The sequence below is a fragment of the Streptomyces sp. NPDC042336 genome (genome assembly GCF_055581985.1).
On record NZ_JBVJEA010000003.1, the window covers coordinates 112,442 to 129,841 of the forward strand.

Consider the following 17,400-nt stretch of genomic DNA (forward strand, 5'->3'; position numbering starts at 1 on the left):
GGTACGGGGATATCGCCGGAGCATCGGGGACGCAATGGTCTGGACCAAAAAGGGACTAGACCAATCGGGCGGACCGGGCGCCACCCGGCCTGGACACCGTGCGCCCGGTGGACTGGACCACCCGGGTAAAGGTGTCCCCAAGCCGGACCCCGCCGGCCGGGAAGACGTAGAACGGTCCGCCCCTGGGTAAGGCCGAACGCGTGACGTACGACGCACCGCCCGGACACGTTCCGCCGGAGCGGAACATTAGACTCGACGAGCCCGGCAACAGCTCTACTGCAAGGAGGCACGGGTGCCGCTGCTGACCCGCATCACGGGACCGCGCGATCTGGACCGGCTCAGCCTGGAAGAGCTGGCCCGGCTGGCCGAGGAGATCCGTACCTTCCTCGTCGACGCCGTGTCCAAGACCGGCGGCCACCTCGGCCCCAACCTCGGCGTGGTGGAACTCACCCTCGCCCTGCACCGTGTCTTCGACTCGCCGAAGGACAAGGTGCTCTGGGACACGGGCCACCAGTCCTACGTCCACAAGCTGCTCACCGGCCGCCAGGACTTCTCCAAGCTCAAGATGAAGGGCGGCCTGTCCGGCTACCCCTCGCAGGCCGAGTCCGAGCACGACGTCATCGAGAACAGCCACGCCTCCACGGTGCTCGGCTGGGCAGACGGCATCGCCAAGGCCAACCAGGTCATGGAGCGCGACGACCACGTCGTCGCCGTCATCGGCGACGGAGCCCTCACCGGCGGCATGGCCTGGGAGGCGCTGAACAACATCGCCGCCGCCAAGGACCGCCCCCTCGTCATCGTCGTCAACGACAACGAGCGCTCCTACGCCCCCACCATCGGCGGCCTCGCCAACCACCTGGCCACCCTGCGCACCACCGACGGTTACGAGCGCTTCCTGGCCCGCACCAAGGAGGTCCTGGAGCGCACCCCGGTCGTCGGCCGCCCCCTCTACGACACCCTGCACGGCGCCAAGAAGGGCCTGAAGGACTTCATCGCCCCGCAGGGCATGTTCGAGGACCTCGGCCTCAAGTACGTCGGCCCGATCGACGGCCACGACCTGGAGGCCCTGGAGTCCGCCCTCACCCGCGCCAAGCGCTTCGGCGGCCCGGTGATCGTGCACTGCCTCACCGAGAAGGGCCGCGGCTACCAGCCCGCCCTCCAGGACGAGGCCGACCGCTTCCACGCCGTCGGCAAGATCCACCCCGACACCGGCCTGCCCATCTCCACCTCCGGCGCCGACTGGACCAGCGTCTTCGGCGACGAGATGCTCAAACTCGGCAAGGAGCGCGACGACATCGTCGCCATCACGGCCGCGATGCTCCAGCCGGTCGGCCTCGACAAGTTCGCCAAGGCCTTCCCGGACCGCGTCTACGACGTCGGCATCGCCGAGCAGCACGGCGCGGTCTCCGCGGCCGGCCTCGCCCACGGCGGCGTCCACCCGGTCTTCGCCGTGTACGCCACCTTCCTCAACCGCGCCTTCGACCAGGTGCTGATGGACGTGGCCCTGCACAAGTGCGGGGTGACGTTCGTGCTGGACCGCGCCGGCGTCACCGGCACCGACGGCGCCTCCCACAACGGCATGTGGGACATGTCGATCCTCCAGGTCGTCCCCGGCCTCAGGCTCGCCGCCCCGCGCGACGCCGACCAGGTCCGCGCCCAGCTGCGCGAGGCCGTCGCGGTGGACGACGCGCCGACCGTGGTCCGCTTCTCCAAGGGCGCCGTCGGCCCCGCCGTGCCCGCCGTCGGCCGCGTCGGCGGCATGGACGTGCTGCGCGCCCCCGGCACCGACACGCCCGACGTGCTCCTGGTCTCCGTCGGCGCCCTCGCGCCGATGTGCCTGGAGGTCGCCGACCTGCTGAACAAGCAGGGCATCTCCACCACCGTGGTCGACCCGCGCTGGGTCAAGCCCGTCGACGAGGCCATGGCCCCGCTCGCCGAGCGCCACCGCGTCGTCGTCACCGTCGAGGACAACTCCCGCGTCGGTGGCGTCGGCTCCGCCGTCGCCCAGGCCCTGCGCGACGCCGGCGTCGACGTACCGCTGCGCGACTTCGGCATCCCGCCGCGCTTCCTCGACCACGCCTCCCGCGCCGAGGTGCTGGCCGAGATCGGGCTCACCGCGCCCGACATCGCCCGCCAGGTCACCGGTCTGGTCGCCAAGCTCGACGGCAGGTACGACCGCACGGGCACCGAGGTGGACCAGGTGGAGGCCGCGCGCGACTGACACCGCGCACCGCGGGAGTCCGCAACCGCGCACTGGGCCGGATGGGCCGGTTCCGCCACTCGTTGCAGTGGCGGAACCGGCCCATCCGCGTGAAATCGCCCACGCCGGGGCATACGCAGTACGCCCCCTCTCGATCATGTCGAGGACGACAAGCGTGGGAGGTCCCCGTGAGCAACACCCTCTTCAGGACCAAGAAGATCGAGCAGTCCATCCGTGACACGGAGGAACCCGAGCACGCGCTCAAGAAATCCCTGTCGGCGCTGGACCTGACCGTCTTCGGTATCGGCGTCGTCATCGGCACCGGAATCTTCGTACTGACCGGCACCGTCGCCAAGAACAACGCCGGGCCCTCCACGGCCCTGGCGTTCGTCGTCGCCGGAGTCGTCTGCGCGCTCGCCGCGCTGTGCTACGCCGAGTTCGCCTCCACCGTCCCGGTGGCCGGCTCCGCGTACACCTTCTCCTACGCCTCGCTGGGCGAACTGCCCGCCTGGATCATCGGCTGGGACCTGGTCCTGGAGTTCGCGCTCGGCACGGCGGTGGTGGCCGTCGGCTGGTCGGGCTACATCCGCTCGCTGCTGGACAACGCGGGCTGGCACATGCCCGCGTCGCTCGGCGGCAGGGACGGCGCCGAGGGATTCGGCTTCGACATCCTCGCCGCCGCCCTGGTGCTGGTGCTCACCGCCATCCTCGTGCTCGGCATGAAGCTGTCGGCGCGGATCACCTCGCTCGTCGTCGCCATCAAGGTGGCGGTCGTCCTGATCGTGATCATCGCGGGCGCCTTCTTCGTCAAGGGGGCCAACTACGACCCCTTCATCCCGAAGTCGCAGCCCGTCGAGGCGGGCGGGGGACTGCACTCACCACTGATCCAGCTGATGTTCGGCTGGGCGCCGGCCAACTTCGGCGTCATGGGCATCTTCACGGCCGCCTCGGTCGTCTTCTTCGCCTTCATCGGCTTCGACATCGTCGCCACGGCCGCCGAGGAGACCAGGAACCCCCAGCGCGACATGCCCCGCGGCATCCTCGGCTCCCTGATCATCTGCACCATCCTGTACGTCGCGGTCTCGATCGTCGTCACCGGCATGCAGCACTACACCAAGCTCTCCGTGGACGCCCCGCTCGCCGACGCGTTCAAGGCCACGGGGCATCCCTTCTTCTCGGGCGTGATCAGCTTCGGCGCGGCCGTCGGCCTGACCACGGTCTGCATGATCCTGCTCCTGGGCCAGAGCCGGGTGTTCTTCGCGATGAGCCGCGACGGACTCCTGCCGCGCTTCTTCTCCCACGTCCACCCGAGGTTCCGCACCCCCTACCGGCCGACCATCCTGCTCGGCGTGATCATCGCGATCGTCGCCGGCTTCACCAGCCTCAGCGAGCTGGCCGAGCTGGTGAACATCGGCACGCTCTTCGCCTTCGTCATCGTGGCGATCAGCGTGATCATCCTGCGCCGGACCCGGCCCGACCTGCCCCGCGCCTTCCGCACCCCGCTGGTCCCGCTGCTGCCCATCGTGTCCGTGGCCGCCTCGCTGTGGCTGATGCTGAACCTGCCCGCCGAGACCTGGGTCCGCTTCGCCGTCTGGATGGCGATCGGCTTCGTCGTGTACTTCCTCTACGGCCGCACCCACAGCCGCCTGGCCCGCGGCGAGGACACACCGGCCGAGCCGTCCGCCCCGAACGGCCCGTAGCCCGCCGCAGGTCCGGGTGACGCGGCGGACGTGACGCGTCGTCGGCCCGTGTGCCCGCTCCGGCCGTCACACGGGCCGCACCGTCCTGGGCCCCGCCACCCCGGCGCCCAGCTCCGTCACCCGGCGGCGCAGCTCGCGGTCGGCCGTCACCACCAGGACGGCACGGTCGCCCGCCGTCCGCGCGACCAGCTCGACGATGTGGTCGTCCCCGCTGCCGGGTGCGGACTCCACCCGTACGCCGGGCACGGACTCCACCCCGCGGGCCGCGCCCTCGACGACGAGTACGACCTCCACCGGCCCGGCCCGCCCCGGCACCCCGTCCGCCGCCAGCCGGTCCCGCAACCGCTCCGCCGCTCCGCGCCGGTCCCGCCACCAGCCGTCGGGCACCGAGCCGACGACGTTCGCGGCGTCGACGACCACGAGCAGGGGTGCGTTGTCTTCCATCCCGCCAGGGTCGCACGCACCGGCCGGCCCTCTGCCCCGCCGCCCCGCCCCCGCCCCGCCACCTCCGGCCGGGCGCGACGGCCGTACCCGACCGACACGGAGCCGACGGCCCCGCTTAGAGTGATCCGGTGAATGGCGACTGGCTTCTCCTCGGCCGCGACGGCCGCCTCAGTGTGTACCTCCCGTCGAACGACGCCGCCCTGTGGCGCGCCGAACGCACGCCCGCGGGCCCCTGGGAGGCGCCGCGCCGCATCGGCGGCGACCAGGAACTGCGCCCCGGCGGCCTCGCGGCCGGCCGGGGCCCCGACGGCTACGCCCACCTGGTCGCCTGGCGCCCGACCGGTGCCGACCGCTGCGGCCTCGTGCACACCACGCACTTCCGGCCGCTGCTCGCGCCCCTGGACTGGCAGCCGGCCGGCCACCCCAACAAGCAGGGCGACCGCACCGGAACCCCCGCCGTCGCGGTCGACGCGCAGGGACGTGCCCATGTCTTCGTCCGCAACGGGGGCGGCGGCATGAGCATGGTGGCCCAGCAGGAGAAGGGCGGCTGGGAGCCCTGGCGGGACCTGAAGGGCCGCGGCGTCCAGGAGTCGCCCGCGGCCGTGACGGCCGACTCCGGCCTGGTCCAGCTGTACGCGCCCGTCGAGGGCGGCATCCTGCACTGGAGCCAGGACAAGCCGGGCGCGCGACCGGTGCTGGGGGAGCGCCTCGACGCGGCCGTCCGCCCGGGCACCCTGCGCGCCCTGGCCACCTCCGCGGAGCACACCACGGTCTTCTTCACCGACGCGGGCACCGGTGAGCTGTGCGCCTGGCGCCCGGGCGGGAAGCCGACGCCCCTGGCGACCGCCGTCGGCCCCGGCCCCGTGACCGCCGTCCGCACCGTCATAGACGGCCACGACTGCACGCTCCTCGCCCAGCGTTCGGCGGCCAGCGGCCGCGTCGCCTTCGCCGCGTACCCCACGGAACTGGAGGAGATGGGCGCCGCCTGGACCGAGTCGGGCCCCGCGCTGCCGGCCGACGCGACCGTCTCCCTGGCCCTGGACGCCGACGACCGCCTGGTGGCGGCGACCCTGTCCCCGTCGGCCGGGCAACTGCTGCTGAGCCGGCGCAAGGACGAGCCGGGGCTGGCGCTGGGGGCTTGGGCGGCGGTCTGAGGAGGGCGGCGAGAACCGGGGGAGAGGGGCCTCCTCCCCCCGGCGGGGCCAACCGGTGGCGGGTCAGGACGTCTTGCCGCCGGCGGGGGACTTCTTCGCCGATTCCGGGATCTCCTGGTCGCTGCGGATCGCCTTCCACAGCGTGGACGCCTGCGGCTCCGCGGCCACCACCCGGTTCGGGTCGATCTTGTCGTACGCCACTGGCAGCATGATGGTGTCCATCGTGGACGGGTCCACCCCGTTCAGACTGCGCCCGAAGTCCGCGAGCGCGGTGAGCGAGGCGAGTTCGGAGTCGGTGGTGAGGGCCGCGGTGAGCGTGTCCGCGATCTTGTACGTCTTGGTCGGGCTGCCCAGGAGGTCCTGCTTCTTGATCTCGCTCAGCAGGGCGATCATGAATTCCTGCTGGAGCCCGATCCGCCCGAGGTCGCTGCCGTCACCGACGCCGTGCCGGGTGCGCACGAAGGCCAGTGAGTCCGTGCCGTTCAGCTTGTGCGTGCCGGCCGTCAGGTCGAGCCCGCTGGACTTGTCGTGGATGTTCTGGTCGACGGTGACGGTGACGCCGCCTATCGCGTCCACCAGGTCCTTGAAGCCCGCGAAGTCGATCTCCACGTAGTGGTCCATGCGGACCCCGGACATCTTCTCCACCGTCTTGACCACGCAGGCCGGACCGACCTGCGAGTAGACGGAGTTGAACATCACACGCTCGGCCGAGGCCACCTCGGAGCCGTCGGACTTGGTGCACTCGGGCCGGGTCACCAGGGTGTCGCGCGGGATGCTGACGGCGACGGCCTCCTTGCGCCCCTCGGGGATGTGCATCACCAGCGCCGTGTCCGAACGGGCCCCCGCGACCTTGCCGGTGTTGAGACCGGCGTTGTCGCCCGCGCGCGAGTCGGAGCCGAGGATCAGGATGTTCTGCCCGGAGGTGGGGAGCTTCTCCGGGCGGTCCTTGCCGATGGCGTCGTCGATGTCGACGCCGTTGATGTTGCCGTTCAGGTCGCTGTAGAGCCAGTAGGCGGTGCCGCCCGCGGCGACGACGAGTACGGCCAGGCCGATCAGGATGTTCCGGCCGGTGCGGCGCTTCTTCTTACCGTTCTTCCCGGCTCTTCGGCTTCCGCGCCCCTCGCGCGGCGATTGAGGGGCAGGCGGCACGGGGGTGCTCAGGTCGTGGCTCACGGCGGGTCCTCGCAACTCGTGCCCAGAGGGCAGGAGCAGCAGGCCGCTCCCGTGAGGGGCCGGGTCGGTGCTGCTCGGCTGACGCTTGGTTGGCATTGAACTATAGACACGCGGTCGAGCACTCGTACGACCGATGTGCCCGGTGTGTGCCTCGGCGAGAGGGCGGACCGACCGGTTCCGACGTGGCTCCGCGCGCGCCGGTACCGGCTGGGGAGGCCGTCGTACGAGGTCCGCGCGGTGCCGGCAGGACACTGGGACACCTGTTCGGTCGTGCGTATGATGTGGCGAATTCTGGAGCCATCTGTGGACACCAGGCCCGGCGTAGGAGGGGACGGCACACATGCGCGGCAGAGGTGCGCAGGCGGTGGACCGGGGGACCCGATCCGGTGTCGCGGCCGAGGCGCGGCCCCAGCGCGTGTCCGCTGCCTCCGCGGTCACGGGGTCGTGGCTGCTGCGCGGGAACGACGACCGCCTCAGTGTGTACGCGTCGGTCGAAGGCGGGGTGCACCGCTGGACGGAGACCGCGGTGGGGAGCGGCAGCTTCACCGGGCCGGACTTCTTTCCCGTCGAAGGGGTGACGGATCTCGCCGTGGCCCAGGGGGCCAACCGCTACGCGCACTTCCTCGGGCGCCGGGAGCGGCCGGGCGGTGACGGACCGAAGGTCGACCTGGTCTACGCCGTGCAGTACCAGACCGGGCGGACGCTCGGCGACTGGCGTTCCCTCGGCAACCCCTTCCGTGGTCCCAGGGAGGCGGCGAGCCTCGGCGCGCCGACCGCCGCCGTCGACGGACAGGGCACGGTCCACGTCTTCGTCTCCGGCGGCCCCGGCGGGGTCATGCTGAGGCGCGAGGCGAAGAACGGGGCCTGGGAGGCATGGAAGGACCTGCGCGGCGGCGCGGTCGCGGGCGGGCTGAGCGCCGCGGCGAACTCGGCCGGGCTGGTCGAACTGCTCGCGCCGGGGCACCGAGCGGTCATGCACTGGGTGCAGACGGAACCGGGGGCGGACCTGCGCCGGGCGCAGGACCTCACCCCGGCTCCGGTACCCGGTTCGGCCGCGCTCCTGGAGACCGCGCCCGGGGTGTTCACCGCCTACTGGTCCGAGCAGAGCGGGACGGGTGTCTACGCGCAGCGGCCCGGTGAGTGGGCCTTCCCCGCCGGCGGGGCTCCCGGTCAGGGCCCCCACGCCACGCTCCGTGCCGCCGTCGACGGCTACGACTGCACGGTCCTGGCCCACCAGGGACGTACGGGAACAGCGGTGCTGGGGGTGTGCGGCACCGGCGCCGAGTCCGGGGGGCTGTGGTGGACCGACACCGGGCTGGCCTGTGCCGGCACCCCGGCGCTGGCGCTGGACGGGCGTGGCCGGATCGTCATGGCGATGGTGGCCGCGGACGGCGCCGTCCTGGTGAACAGGCAGCGGCCGGAGCCGGGACTGACCCTGTCCGACTGGGTCCGCCTGCCGGGTAGTTGACGGAGCCCCTCTACAGCAGAGGGAGCTGAAAGTCCAGAGCGGCAAATGGTTGTATCCGTTGCATGTGGTGATCGTCACGCGCCGCAAGCTGTCTGTTGACTGTCTTGATCTGGACTTTTAGGAAACCATTATGTGAAAGTTTGATGGATTGCCGTGCGTGGCGATCGCAGTCGAATCGGGGGTGATGGGCCCCCGTGTCTGGGAATGCGTGCTTCTTCTAGTCCAAGGCCCCACACAGCGAGGTGTGGACGTCCTTGGAGGGCAGAGCTGCTGGGTACGGATGGTGGATGCCTCGTGGGTGGCTCGGACAACCCTGAAGCCGGAGCGCTGATTTCGGCGTACCGGTCCGCGGTCCCGACCGGCGCGAGGCGGCGCATCGTCCGCGGGGTGCCGACTCCCGTCCGCAAGGCGGTGAAGTCCTCGCTCACCGCCGCCGACTCGGTACGCTCCGCCGCGGTGGTCTGGGCGATGGGGGGCAAGCGCAACGCTCCCCGGCACAGCCCCGCCCACACCCGGCGAGTCGTCCGGGTCGGCCGCCGCCACATGCGCGCGCTGCTGGTCGAGGGTGCGACGGACTGGGCGGCCCGGGCCCGCAACCTCAACATCGTGGTCTCCGTCCTGGAGTCGGCCGGCATCGACTACTTCTGCGTGCGCGGCACGAACAGCGGACTGCCCGCCGTCGCCGTCCCCACCGCGTCCCGCCCGCTGGTGGAGGAGCTGCTCCGGCTGGCCTTCGAACAGGCCCCGGGCTACGTGGGACCGGCCGCGGGCAGCGAGGCCCGGATGGAGCCCGGCGACGAGGAGCGGTCCTGGCGGCAGCTGCGCAACCACAAGGTGCTGAGGGTCGCCTGGTACGTGTGCGACCCCACCCAGCGACTGGTCTTCGGCGCGGCCAGCGGATGCGACATCGAGATGTGGACGGAGCGGGACGGGGAGCTGCGCGCCCCGCGGCCCAACCGGGTCATCGACGCGGTGCCGACGGGGGCCGTGCGCAAGTCGGCGCCGCAGAGCCTCTTCAGCCCCATACCCCCCGCGTACCGCACCGGGACGGCTCGGACGCTGGCCGAGTTCGCCGTGCCGCTCCCCGAGGACCACCAGTTCCCCATCGACGTCGTGTACACCTGGGTGGACGACTCGGACCCGGTCTGGCGGGCGTCGCGCGACCGAGTGCGCCGGGGATTCTCCGCGGACGGGCTGCACGAGCAGGCGGCGAACGACTCGCGGTTCACCAGCCGTGACGAACTGCGCTACTCACTGCGCTCGCTCCACCAGAACGCGCCCTGGGTGCGCAACATCTATCTCGTGACGGCGGGGCAGGTGCCCTCCTGGCTCCAGACGCAGCACGCGAACCTCCGGGTGGTGGACCACCGGGAGATCTTCTCCGAGGCCGCCGCCCTGCCGACGTTCAACTCCCACGCCATCGAGAGCCAGCTGCACCACATCCCGGGGCTCTCGGAGTGCTTCCTCTACCTGAACGACGACGTGTTCTTCGGCCGGCCGGTCACGCCCGCGCACTTCTTCCACCCGAACGGCATCACCAAGTTCTTCACCTCGCCCGCACTGATCCCGGGCGGGCCGACATCCCCGGACGACCTGCCGGTCAACGCCGCGGGAAAGAACAGCCGCTGGCTCATCGCGCAGAAGTTCGGTACCGCCATTTCCCAGAAGATGAAGCACACCCCGCACGCGCTGCGCAGGAGTGTGCTGCAGGAGATCGAGGAGACCTTCGCCCAGGAGCACGCCGCCACCCAGCATTCACGTTTCCGGTCCCCCGACGACGTGCCGATCGCCTCGTCACTGCATCACTATTTCGCCTATCACTCGGCGCGGGCCACGGTGGGGGAGATCCAGTACCGGTACATCGACCTGTCGGCGGACCTTGCCGACCGGCGCCTCAACACGCTCCTCGCCAACCGGAACATGGACACCTTCTGCCTCAACGACACGGTGGAAGCCGCTGACCCGGAAGCGCAGCGGACCATGCTGGATCGTTTCCTCAAGGCCTACTTCCCGGTGCCCAGCCCGTACGAGGTGGCGGACCACAAGAACGCCATCGAGCCCGCGAGCGAGCCCCAGCGCACATGAACGCCTATGACGTCACGCTGGTCGTGCCGGTGTACAACGTGGAGCAGTACCTCCAGGAGTGCCTGGACTCCATCGCGGCGCAGACGGTGTTCGAGCGCTGCGAGGTCCTGCTCGTCGACAACGGCAGCACGGACGGCTCCTACCGGCTCTGCGCCGAGTTCGCCCGCCGGCACGCCAACACCACGGTCCTGGTGCGCCGCGGCGGGGGCGCCGGAGCGGCCCGCAACCTCGGGATGGACCGGGCGACCAGCGCCCGCATCACCTTCTGCGACTCCGACGACGTCCTGCCGCCCACCGCGCTGGAACGCATGCTGGACGCTGCCACGACCACCGGCGCCCAGGTCGTGGTGGGCATGATGGAGACGTTCCCCAAGCCGACCAACTGGGCCTGGAAGGGGTACTTCGGCAAGGGCGACCGGACCTTCGCCAGTGTGGCGGAGCTGCCCGAGCTGGTGCACAGCGCCAGTGCCTGCAACAAGCTCTTCGACCTCGCCTACCTGCGCTCCCACGGCATCCGTTTCGCGGAAGGCGTCCACTTCGAGGACGCCTATGTCGGCGTGGCCGCGCTCGTTCTCGCCACCCGCCTGGCTCTGGTCGACCAGTGCGTCTACCAGTACCGCAAGCGCGCCGCGGGCAACTCGACCATGGACGCGATCTGGACCCGCCGGCAGAACTACTGGGACCACCTGCAGTTGGTGGAGTACCTGCACCGGATGGGCGCGGGCCTTCCGGACCTCTCGCGGGCCGTGCTCGACCTCTTCCTGGTCCGGAGCTACCAGGGCTTCGCGCTCCGGGCGCCCGACCTCTTCCAGGGGGCCGAACTGGAAGAGATCTACTCGCGGTGCCGCGCGGTCTACCGGGACGTCGAGCCGGACCTGGTCCTCAGGGCCACCGCCGACGCCCGCCACCGCGTGGCCTACCTCGCCTTCGCCACCGGGGACTTCGGTCTCTTCGCGGACCGGGCCGCCCGACTGCACAAGCTCTCCGTACGCGACGGCGACGCCCACCTTCTCGGCGGCCTCCCGGACCGGCTGGCCCCGCTGGCGCGCGCCACGCCCTTCACCGCCCACCTCGAGCACGTCCGTGAGGTGCCGGGAACCGGAAGACTGAGGCTCTCCGGACGGTTCGAGGTGGGCGGCATGCCCATGGTCCGACCGCTGGACGGGCAGCTGAGCCTGCGGGTACGCGGGAGCCGGCTCAGCGTGCCCGCCACCCAGGTCCGCCGGCGGGACATGAAGAACACGCGGCCGGACACCGAATGGGGCGGCTTCACCGCGGAACTGCCCCTCGACGCCCTGCGGCGGGGCATTCACGACCTGGAGTTCGCCGTCGACGCCGAGGGCGGCCAGGTGGTCACCCCGTGCCTGGTCGCCGCGGGCTACCTGCGCGGCGCACGCGTCGTCGAGCACCGCGGCACACGGGTGGTGCCGCACTGGAAGGGGAAGAACCGGGCGATCCTGATGGTCCTCGGGACGGCCCGCCGACCCGGCGGGCGCGCCGTGCCGGGCGGCCTCCTCGCCAAGGACGCCAAACACGTGCTGCGCCGGCGCCCCTTCTGGAAGCAGCGCCTGATCCGGCTGCTCAGCAAGCCGCTGAAACCGCTTCTCCTGGGACGGGACATCTGGCTCTTCGGCGAGCGGGGCGACACCGCGCAGGACAACAGCTGGCATCTGTTCCGCCACGTGCGCACCTCGGGGAAGCGGCGCGGCGCGTACTACGTGATCCGGGCGGGCAGCCCGGACCGAGCCCACCTGGCCGGGCTCGGACACGTCGTCGCGCACAGCTCCTGGAAGCACAAGCTGCTGATGCTGCACGCGTCGGCGCTGGTCAACGCCTATGACATCGACACCTACATGCTGCCCGACGGCTGGGACCGGACCCGCTACCTCAAGCACCTGAACTGGCGCGTGGGTGCCCGCCGGGTCTTCCTGCAGCACGGAGTGACCGACAAGGACGTCAGCAAGGGCCTGCACCGCAACCGCACGGGTGTCGACCTCATCCTCGCGGTGAGCCGGGACGAGGGGCGGTTCCTGTCGCAAGAACTCGGCTACGAAGGACAGGTGGAGGTCAGCGGCTTCCCCCGCTTCGACGCTCTGACCCCCTCTCGCGGCAGCCGCACGATCCTGTTCATGCCGACGTGGCGCGCCTACCTGACCGTCGCCTCCTACAGCCGTGACGGCGGTGGACGCGAGGCGCGACAGGCCGCACGCGACCGGTTCCTCGCCTCCAGCTACCGGGAGTTCATGGTCCGTTTCCTGAACGACCCGGATTTGCTGACCGCCCTGGACCGGTACGACTACACCCTGGAATTCCTGCCGCACTACGAAATGCGCGCGATGGTCGCGGACATGGTGCCGGACCTGAAGCGAGTCAGAATCGTCGACCAGAACGAGATCAGCGTGCAGGAGGCCATGCGGCGTTGCGATCTCTTCGTCACGGACTGGTCGTCGACCGCGTTCGACGTCGCGTACCTGGGGACGCCCTTGGTCTACGCGCAGTTCGATGCCGACGAATACTGGGACGGGCATTACCAGAAGGGGTACTTCGACGCCCGCCGGGACGGATTCGGGCCGGTGTGCGAAACCGTCGAGGAAACCGTCGCCGAAGTGGTGCGCTACATGTGGGGAGGATGTGCGCCGGAGCCCGAGTACCTGCGACGGGCGGAGAATTTCTTCGAGTACCGGGACCAGCAGAACAATGTGAGGGCCTCGGAAGCTATCGAAAGCCTCGTTCGGGGGTCGAAGCATTGATGTGGTGTTCCAGGAGGAAATATGTCCCAAGCCAACCGTGACGTCACAGTCGTCGTGCCGTTCCGCGACGTCCAGAACTACTTCGGTGCGTTTCTGGAGTCGGTGGCCGCGCAGACGGCGCTGGCGCGTGCCCATGTGATCCTCGTCGACAACGGCAGCACCGACCAGTCGGTGGCGATCGCGAGCGAGTTCGCCGCCCGGCACGCCAACGTCGACCTGGTCGCCCAGCCCGAGGGCCGGGCCGGGGACGCGCGCAACATGGGCATGGACATGGCGACGACGCCGTACATCGTCTTCTGGGACGCCGACGACATCGTGCCCGAGCGTTCCCTGGAAGTGCTCCGGAACACCATCGTCAAGACCAGGGCCACGGTCGTCGTGGGGCGGGAGAAGTACGTCCCCAAGCCGGTCAAGGCCCCGTGGCACAAGTACTTCGGCAAGAACGTCAAGACGGTGAGCAGCGTCGTCGACATCCCCGACCTGATCCACTCGGCGTCCTGCTGGAACAAGATCTTCGACCTCGATCTGCTGCGGTCCCAGGGCATCCGGTTCGGAACCGGTACCGCATTCGAGGACGCCTACGTCTCCCAGCCCGCACTGCTGCTGTCGGAGCGCATCGCGCTGGTCGACGCCCCCGTCTACGAGTACCGCAGGCGCGGTGACGGCACCTCCGTCATGGACACCATCTGGGACCTCCCGCAGAACTACGCCGACCAGTTGGTGATGCTGGAGTACCTCGCGGCGATGCGCCAGACGCTCACTCCGTACCAGCAGGAAACGCTGGAACGGTTCCTGATCCGCAGCATGCAGGGCTTCCTGCTGAGGGCACCCCACGTCTTCGGGGAAGCCGACTGCCGACAGCTCTTCGAGCGCTGCCGCACGCTCTACTGGGGGATCACGTCGGAGCAGTTCGCGCGCAGCACGCACGACACCAGGCACCGGCTCCCTTATCTCGCGCTGCACTTCGGAGACTTCGACCTCTTCTACCGTCCGGCCTCGGTGCTCGGCCCGGTCTTCGGCCGCGAGGGCGACCTCTACGTCGACTACCCGGGGACGTCGTGGGGGCTGCCGCTCACGAAGGTCACATCCGTCCCGGCCCGGATCGAGGGCATCTCCGCGGGCGACGGCGGGACGGCGGTGATCCACGGGCGCTTCTCGGTCAACGGGGTCCCGGACGAACTGCTGGCCAAGCTGGAGCTGCAGGTCTGGTTCGAACGCAGCGGGAAGACCCTTCCGGCGGTGAACCACGGGTACTCCCACGACCGCCCGGATCAGTCGGGAGCGGTCTTCAGCGTGACCGTCGATCCCCGGCAGTTCCCGGCCGGCTCCTTCCCCGTGCGCCTCGTGGTGTGCACCCGGGGCAGGGACGTCTCGCGCCCCTGCGCCGTCTCCCCGGCCCTGGCCCAGCACCCGCCCGTCAACGGATTCCACGGCCTCGCGCGGATCACTGCCGAGGGCGGGAACGCCCAACTGGTCGTCGAGTCCAGCCAGCACTGATCAGAGTCCGCTCCAGAAATGGGGTATTCGTCAGAAATCAGGAGTCATTCGTGTTCGAACCCCTCTACGCCGTCGCCGTCGTCGTCCCCATCTTCAACGTGGAGAGATATCTCCCGGAGTGCCTGGACTCGCTGGCCCGTCAGACGATCTTCGACCGCTGCCAGGTGGTCCTGGTCGACAACGGCAGCAGCGACAGCTCGGCCGCGATAGCGGCGGAGTTCGCGGCGCGGCACCCCAACGTGTGGGCGTTCGTACACGCGGAGGGGAAGGCCGGTGGGGCCAGGAACGCGGGCATGGACCTGGTCAGCGCCCGCTACATCACCTTCTGCGACTCCGACGACGTACTGCCCGAGGACGCCCTGGAAACCATGTGGCGGACCGCGGTCAAGGAGCGGGTGCCGCTCACCATCGGACGGATGGAGACGTTCCCGGAGGAGACCAACTGGCCCTGGCTGCGCTACTTCGGCAAGCAGGTGCAGGTGCACCCCGGAATCGAGAACATTCCGGAGATGATCCACGGTGGAAGCGCCTGCCACAAGCTCTTCGACATCGAGTTCATCCGCGCCAACAACATCCGCTTCCGCGAAGGCGTGCACTTCGAGGACGCGTTCTTCTCGGTCCCCGCCATGCTGCTCGCGGACCGCATCGCCATGGTGCCGAGCACGGTCTACAAGTACCGCAAGCGCGCGGCCGAGGACTCCACGATGGACAAGCTGTGGGAGCGCACGGCGAACTACTGGGATCACCTCCTTCTGGAGGAGTACCTGATGACCCTCCGCTCCCGCCTGTCCGGCCACCGGCAGGAGGTCCTCAACCGGTTCCTGGTGCGCAGCTACCAGGGGTTCGCCCTGCGCGCGCCGCAGGTCCTGCCCGAGGAGGAGCTGTTCCAGCTCTTCCAGCGTGCCCGCGCGGTCTACACACTGGTGACACCCGACGCGGTCCTGGCCTCCACCCACGACGCCCGCCACCGGGTGCCGTTCCTCGCGATGTACATGAACTGGTACGAGCTCTTCGCCCGCCCGGACCAGGCGATCGGCGGGGTGTACGGACGAGGCGGAGACCTCTACCTCGACGTGGCGGTGCCGAGCGCGCTGCTGCCGCTCACCAAGGTCTCCTCCACCAGCGTGCACGTGGAGCGGATCCAGGCGGTCCCGGAGTCCGGCGGAGTCCTCGTCGCCGGGCGGTTCGTCCTCAACGGACTCCCGATGGGCCGCCCCATGCGCAACCGACTGCAGCTGTGGGTGGAGAAGAGCGGTCAGATGGTGCCCGCGCAGCAGGTCTGGCGCAGTGACCTGATGGCCACCCGGGACGACCTGGCCTGGGGCGGATTCGAGGCGGTCGTCCCGGCGGGCGCGCTCAAGGACGGCGAGTTCCCGCTGAAGCTGGTCTTCTGCACCTCAGGCCGTGATGTCTCGCGCCCGTGCATGACCACCACGGCGATGCTGCGCGGCGCCCGGCCCATGAAGGTCGCCGACCGCTGGGTCCTTCCCCTGTCGAAGGGCAAGGACAACGCGGTACTGGTCGTACGGGAAGCACGGGGCCGGGACGGGGACAAGGACTGGGAGGAGTTCCTGGAGGAGCTGGACCAGGACCAGAAGAAGCGCAAGGCACCCTTCTGGCGGGCCCGTGCCATCCGGCGGGCCACACTCCGGTTCTACCGCCGCAAGGAGATCTGGCTGATCGGAGAGCGCAGGGACACCGCGCAGGACAACAGCCTGCACCTGTTCACGTACCTGCGTCAGCACGAGCGCCGCCGCAAGGCCTACTACATCATCGAGAAGGGCAGCGCGGACCGGGCCAAGCTGAAGCGCCTGGGGAACGTGGTGGCGCACAGCTCCTGGAAGCACAAGCTCCTCATGCTGCACGCCTCGCTGCTCATCAACGCCTACGACATCGACTCGTACATGCTCCCCGACGGCTGGGACCGCACGAAGTACCTCAAGCACCTCAACTGGCGCATCGGAGCCCGGCGGGTCTTCCTCCAGCACGGGGTCACGGACGAGGACGGCAGCAAGGCGCTGCACCGGAACCGGACCGGCGTGGACCTGGTGTTCGCGACCAGCGACCGGGAGGCCGAGTACTTCTCCGAGCACATGCACTACGGCGACCAGGCCAAGGCGCTGGGCTTCCCACGCTTCGACGCCCTCCAGCCGGACCGCGGCCGCAGGCGGGTCCTGCTGATGCCCACCTGGCGCAAGTACCTGACGATCCCCTCCTACCTCCAGCAGGACGGTGCCGACCAGGACGCGGTCGACGAGATCTTCCGGGAGTCGACCTACCGCGAGTTCATGGTGCAGCTGCTGCGTCACCCGAAGCTGATGGAGGCGCTGGAGCACTACGACTACGTGCTCGACTTCCTTCCGCACTACGAGATGCGGAACATGGTCGACGGAGTGGTGCCGGACCACCCACGGGTGCAGCGCCTGGACCAGACGAAAGTCAGCGTGCAGACGGCGCTGCGCCAGTGCGACCTGTTCATCACCGACTGGTCCTCGGTCCACTTCGACATGGCCTACCTCGGCACGCCGCTCGTCTACGCCCGGTTCGACCCGGACGAGTACTGGGCGAAGCACGCCCGGAAGGGGTACTTCGAGGCCGCGTATGACGGGTTCGGGCCGGTGTGCGGCAACGTCGAGGAAGTGGTGACCGAAGTGATCCGCTACCTCAGCAACGGGTGTGTCCGCGAGCCGGAGTACGACTACCGGGCGCGCGCCTTCTTCGCCTTCGAGGACCGCAACAACTGCGCCCGCGCGACGGCCGCCATCGCCGAGCTCGCCGCGTCCGACGGCTAGGACCGACGAAAGGCGAAAGACGAAAGGGGCGTGGGGCGCCCGCGACCGGCCGTGGCCCGGCGCGGGCGCCCCCCGCCCCGGCCGGGGCGGGGCGGGTTAGCCGGCGCGCGCGCCACCCCCAGCGGCAGGGACCGCGT

The 17,400-nt window shown here is 70.1% G+C and carries 10 protein-coding genes; 8 read left to right on the forward strand and 2 right to left on the reverse strand.

The annotated features are described in order from the left end of the window. Positions 1-292: 292 nt before the first annotated feature. Both dxs and ACZ6IM_RS09195 read left to right on the forward strand, forming a co-directional pair. Positions 293-2,221, forward strand: coding sequence for a 1-deoxy-D-xylulose-5-phosphate synthase (gene dxs, locus ACZ6IM_RS09190; protein WP_052839966.1), 1,929 nt, complete (start codon positions 293-295; stop codon positions 2,219-2,221). 167 nt (positions 2,222-2,388) lie between these two features. Further along, positions 2,389-3,900 carry an amino acid permease gene (locus ACZ6IM_RS09195; protein WP_052839965.1) on the forward strand — a complete coding sequence of 504 codons (1,512 nt, stop codon included), beginning with the start codon at positions 2,389-2,391 and terminating at the stop codon, positions 3,898-3,900. 66 nt (positions 3,901-3,966) lie between these two features. Here the strand turns inward: ACZ6IM_RS09195 and ACZ6IM_RS09200 are convergent, their stop codons facing one another. Beyond that, positions 3,967-4,344, reverse strand: a complete 378-nt coding sequence (locus ACZ6IM_RS09200) for a PIN domain-containing protein (protein ID WP_469555443.1) — start codon at positions 4,342-4,344, stop codon at positions 3,967-3,969. A gap of 128 nt (positions 4,345-4,472) precedes the next feature. Between ACZ6IM_RS09200 and ACZ6IM_RS09205 the strand changes: the two genes are divergently transcribed. Continuing rightward, positions 4,473-5,498 carry a PLL family lectin gene (locus ACZ6IM_RS09205; RefSeq protein ID WP_469555446.1) on the forward strand — a complete coding sequence of 342 codons (1,026 nt, stop codon included), beginning with the start codon at positions 4,473-4,475 and terminating at the stop codon, positions 5,496-5,498. A 63-nt stretch (positions 5,499-5,561) separates the two neighbouring features. Here ACZ6IM_RS09205 and ACZ6IM_RS09210 read toward each other — a convergent pair whose 3' ends face one another. After that, the gene (locus ACZ6IM_RS09210; protein WP_052839962.1) at positions 5,562-6,671 is read right to left on the reverse strand and encodes an LCP family protein; all 1,110 of its coding nucleotides are present in this window, start codon (positions 6,669-6,671) and stop codon (positions 5,562-5,564) included. Positions 6,672-7,011: 340 nt separating this feature from the next. Between ACZ6IM_RS09210 and ACZ6IM_RS09215 the strand changes: the two genes are divergently transcribed. The 5 genes from ACZ6IM_RS09215 to ACZ6IM_RS09235 all read left to right on the forward strand — a co-directional run bounded on the left by ACZ6IM_RS09215 (position 7,012) and on the right by ACZ6IM_RS09235 (position 17,263). After that, positions 7,012-8,139, forward strand: a complete 1,128-nt coding sequence (locus ACZ6IM_RS09215) for a PLL family lectin (protein ID WP_469555449.1) — start codon at positions 7,012-7,014, stop codon at positions 8,137-8,139. A 294-nt stretch (positions 8,140-8,433) separates the two neighbouring features. Beyond that, positions 8,434-10,224 carry a stealth family protein gene (locus ACZ6IM_RS09220; protein WP_052839961.1) on the forward strand — a complete coding sequence of 597 codons (1,791 nt, stop codon included), beginning with the start codon at positions 8,434-8,436 and terminating at the stop codon, positions 10,222-10,224. Next, entirely contained in the window at positions 10,221-12,974 is a 2,754-nt protein-coding gene (locus ACZ6IM_RS09225) for a bifunctional glycosyltransferase/CDP-glycerol:glycerophosphate glycerophosphotransferase (RefSeq protein WP_469555451.1), read from the forward strand. The genes ACZ6IM_RS09220 and ACZ6IM_RS09225 overlap by 4 nt, the downstream gene beginning before the upstream one ends. A 21-nt stretch (positions 12,975-12,995) precedes the next feature. Then, entirely contained in the window at positions 12,996-14,471 is a 1,476-nt protein-coding gene (locus tag ACZ6IM_RS09230; RefSeq protein ID WP_052837393.1) for a glycosyltransferase family 2 protein, read from the forward strand. A gap of 50 nt (positions 14,472-14,521) precedes the next feature. After that, positions 14,522-17,263 carry a bifunctional glycosyltransferase/CDP-glycerol:glycerophosphate glycerophosphotransferase gene (locus ACZ6IM_RS09235; RefSeq protein ID WP_469555455.1) on the forward strand — a complete coding sequence of 914 codons (2,742 nt, stop codon included), beginning with the start codon at positions 14,522-14,524 and terminating at the stop codon, positions 17,261-17,263. Positions 17,264-17,400: the final 137 nt, after the last annotated feature.